The organism is Anabaena cylindrica UHCC 0172 (genome assembly GCF_034931625.1).
GTDB lineage: Bacteria > Cyanobacteriota > Cyanobacteriia > Cyanobacteriales > Nostocaceae > Anabaena > Anabaena cylindrica_A.
Window position 1 is genome coordinate 1 of record NZ_JAYGGY010000151.1, and the last position, 3896, is coordinate 3896.

Consider the following 3896-nt stretch of genomic DNA (forward strand, 5'->3'; position numbering starts at 1 on the left):
TGCGAGTAGCTAAAAGCACATTTTTTCCCCGACTTCACAAAATCGCGTTGCTCCCGTTGCACCCAAGGGTATAGCCGCAGGCGATCGCTACCCTGATATGAGTACTGTCAACCGCTAACGATAGCTTTATTAAACTGGCGTAATTTTCTGCTTCAACGAGCGTAACTTAATATGCCCCAAGTCTATCCTACCCAAGAATAGACCGGGAATTGTCAAATATCACAAAAAACCCTCTAGGGGGCATTATTTGCTAAATCTGGTAACAGTGCCTATTGCACTACAATAGGTCTATTCAAAATACTCATCACCTCGTTTGGGTTAGGGCTTGGTAACAAAGGACTCCAATCTCCAACTTCTGCATAGCCAATCACTTGTAAGTAGTGAATTGTACTGGTTACAGCTTTAGGAGAACCTATCAAGAGATGTTTGAGCGGTTCTTTAACAGGGACTGTATTGTCAGTCCCTTGATTAGTTCCGGGTGCATTGAGGTCTTTAATCTCGGATAAGAAGCTTTGGGTAATCATGATTCACCTGTGTTAAGCACGAATAGCTATCACACACAATAAACTTACGGTTGTCATGGTGACAACTAAATAATGCACCGACGACAACTAATCATTACAATTTATATCGTGCTTGCGACGGCGCTTTCTCGCCCAGAGTTCTCTGAGGTGAGCAGGTTCATTTTCAAATTGAGTCCACAGTGCATGAATTTCCGCCAGTCTGCGTTTATCAGCTTCTGATGGTTCCCTACGGTGTTCACCTTGGGAAAACCAATGAGCTACAGTGCTTTTAGAGCGTCCGCACAATTCGGCAAGTTCTTCGTAATTGACAACCCAATGTTTTAGGAACTCTTCAGGCTCCATCTTAATAGCAACCTTAGCTTTGTAAATCTTAAACAGATCCCAGTGTCTTCTAGTGGGTGTTTTGGCTGCAATCATAGTGATGGCTATAAAAATGCACGGGTGACAATATAGATAATTATCATATCGTGCTTGGAAACAAAGCCGAGTAATTATATATAAACCCCGTCTACGTTGAAACCTATAGTTTTTTTTTATGGCGAAAACTCAAGTTTTCAAGATGGATGAGGTATAAGTAGTCGTCAGTAGTCGTGCAAAATAAATTATAGGAGGCGGTGCGATCGCTCCCCGTCAGCAAGCTACGCGAAGCGTCTCGTAGAAAAGGCATCCCTTGTTTTTGATTATTAAATCCAGCAAGACTATGTGGAGTTACAGCAACTGGCACATTGAGAAATGTTTCTAAATTTGTTCCTAATTCCCTCAATTTTCAATCAATCTTTCCGATGGAGTTTGTGTCATATTTTTGCTTCAAGAAAATTTACTTTCAATATCTTATTATCAAATATCTGGATTAACTGGATTAATATTTATCTTAATTTTAAAACCTCCTTAACTATAGTAAAGCGAGAGATGGTTACTAAGCTTACCGAAGTGATGAGTGAGTATTAGCTTTTATCAACAAAATTGACCACAAAATATGGGTTACCAAAAATAAGAGTTTGAGCATAAAAACTTGGAAAACTTGAGGTAAAATGTTAGAGAATCATCAAATAGTAATTAATTATGATATGGCAACCAATAGAAGATATATTATCAAGTTGGCAAAATTTAGCTAGTTCTGAGTTACGTCCTTTGGTTACTGTTTGGAATGAGCAGGCAGAGCGGCTGCGCGCATCTGGTGAATTTAAAGTTTTTATGGAAAGACTACGCCGGGAAATAGCCATTGAAACGGGAATTATTGAGCGATTATACAATATAGATAGAGGAATAACTCGCCTTTTAATTGAACAAGGAATTAACGAATCACTAATTCCTCATGGAGCGACAGATCGTCCGGTAAAACAAGTAGTATCTTTAATCAGGGATCAAGAAACTGCTATTGAAGGACTGTTTGATTTTGTCGGTGGACAAAGAAATTTATCAACCTCTTATATAAAACAGCTACATCAGGTTCTCACCCAAAACCAAGATAATACGGAGGCTTTAGTTCCATCAACAGGGGAAATTATTCGTGTTTCTCTGATTAGCGGTGACTGGAAGCGTCAACCGAACAATCCTATCAGACCAGATGGTATTATTCACGAATATTGCCCTCCAGAACAAGTGGCATCGGAAATGGATAGGTTGATTGAATTACATCATCAACATCGAAATCAACAAATTCCTCCTGAAGTTGAATCGGCTTGGTTGCATCATAGATTTACACAGATTCATCCATTTCAGGATGGAAATGGCCGAGTTGCTCGATGTATTGCCAGTTTAGTTTTTATTCAAGCTGGTTGGTTTCCCTTAGTTCTGACTCGTGATGACCGAGCAGATTACATTGCCGCTTTAGAGCAGGCAGATCAGGGGGATTTATCAAAATTAATTAATTTGTTTGCCAAGAGCCAAAAGCAAGCTTTCCTCCGCAGTCTTGGTTTATCAGAACAGGTATTGTCAGAGGCACGACGGACTCAAGTTATTATTGCTTCCATTGCTGAAAAGCTTAAGCAAAATCAATCAGCATCTATTCCAGAGCGCAGTCAAAAAGTTGAAGATTTTGCTTCAAAGTTATTTGAAATAGCCTCTAATCGCGCACAAGATGTTGCCAATGAAATCAAGCTATCTGTACAAAATATAGTGGATGATGCAGATGTTTTTATAATTAGTGCGCCTGCTGGTGATACTCGTTCATATTACCACCGTTACCAAATTGTAGAAACTGCTAAACAGTTAGGATATTTTGCTAATCTTCGTAGTTATCATGCCTGGATACAGTTGGTTATTAATATAGGAATATCAACGACAATTTTGTTTTCTTTTCATGTTCTTGGACACGAATATCGGGGATTGCTAGTATGTTCAGCCTGTGCTTACCATAGAGATAATACAGAGGATGGTGAACGCAACATTAGTGATATTCAAACACTAACGGATTCGCCATTTCAGTTCTCGTATGCTGATGAAGATGATAACTTAACAGAGCGGTTTAAGTTGTGGTTGGAAGATGTAATCCTGACGGGTTTGGAATATTGGAACAAGAGTTTGTGAATGCGATGCCTATCTTAATTGTTCCTAATCTGAGGTACTTTGAGTTGGTATTCAAATAGTATTCGTAAGATAAATTTAGATTTTGTTATAAAAATTTACTTTAATCTAGCCCGGGTTTCTAGTCATTCTCAATAATTAAGATTTATTGAGAATATAGTCTCTCTACCTACAAGCCTCTAACCCTTTTGAATACTCATTTATAGCGAATTTTCTTACATCGAACTCAGGTGTTATCGGAGGTTTCAACTTCATTTTGTGATCCATGGATCACATTTGTTGATCCAGGAATATTTGGGGATTGTGATCTTCGGTGCTATTTTTATGGTGTAGCTGACAAGTAGGCTTGGCGATACTTCTTCTTCTTCAACGAAGTTGCTTCTCTCTTTGACCATTGCTTAACAGGAGTCAGTTGTGGAACATCTGCAAACTGGTAACTCAATAATTCATTTCCACTCAACTTTGCTACCACATTAGCAATAAAGCGACAACAGCGTTGTGGCTGACTAACTACTTGTTCCTCTGCGAACCTAATTATCACCCATCCAGCATCCACAAAACACTTATTCCTATAATCATCATCACCAATAAAATGTGTTGGTTCTCCTGTAGAAAAACAATGGCTTTCATCCACTTCAATATCGAGATATAGCTCAGTAGTTGGCTCTACAATTACAAAATCTGCGGTATAAGGGCGGTCATGACCATTTGGTAGCATTTCTTGTTGCGAATGTACCCAATCACCAAAATAATATTTTAGCACTTGTCCAAACCGTTTTTCAGAAGCACCCACAGTCACACTACCACTACCATTTGGTTTAATACAAGGAGAGAGATTTTTAGTAT

General features: G+C 38.8%; 5 protein-coding genes. 1 reads left to right on the forward strand and 4 read right to left on the reverse strand.

Annotation, left to right across the window (positions count from 1 at the left end; genetic code table 11):
* Nucleotides 1-269: 269 nt before the first annotated feature.
* From VB713_RS28105 to VB713_RS28115, 3 genes are all read right to left on the reverse strand, one after another.
* Complete coding sequence (locus VB713_RS28105) at nt 270-524, reverse strand: hypothetical protein (protein WP_323314771.1); 255 nt, start codon at nt 522-524, stop codon at nt 270-272.
* Nucleotides 525-611: 87 nt separating this feature from the next.
* Nucleotides 612-941: a hypothetical protein gene (locus tag VB713_RS28110; RefSeq protein WP_323314772.1), complete on the reverse strand. Its 330-nt coding sequence runs from the start codon at nt 939-941 to the stop codon at nt 612-614.
* A 103-nt stretch (nt 942-1044) separates the two neighbouring features.
* Complete coding sequence (locus VB713_RS28115; RefSeq protein ID WP_323314773.1) at nt 1045-1287, reverse strand: hypothetical protein; 243 nt, start codon at nt 1285-1287, stop codon at nt 1045-1047.
* 299 nt (nt 1288-1586) lie between these two features.
* Here VB713_RS28115 and VB713_RS28120 point away from each other — a divergent pair, with 299 nt between their 5' ends.
* Nucleotides 1587-3053 carry a Fic family protein gene (locus tag VB713_RS28120; protein WP_127055493.1) on the forward strand — a complete coding sequence of 489 codons (1467 nt, stop codon included), beginning with the start codon at nt 1587-1589 and terminating at the stop codon, nt 3051-3053.
* 319 nt (nt 3054-3372) lie between these two features.
* Here the strand turns inward: VB713_RS28120 and VB713_RS28125 are convergent.
* On the reverse strand, nt 3373-3896 hold a 524-nt coding region (locus tag VB713_RS28125; RefSeq protein ID WP_323314774.1), incomplete at its 5' end, for a hypothetical protein.

Coding starts and splice junctions, on each gene's coding strand:
- VB713_RS28105 (WP_323314771.1), bottom strand. CDS start 524: ATGATTACCCAAAGCTTCTTATCCGAGATTAAAGACCTCAATGCACCC.
- VB713_RS28110 (WP_323314772.1), bottom strand. CDS start 941: ATGATTGCAGCCAAAACACCCACTAGAAGACACTGGGATCTGTTTAAG.
- VB713_RS28120 (WP_127055493.1), top strand. CDS start 1,587: ATGATATGGCAACCAATAGAAGATATATTATCAAGTTGGCAAAATTTA.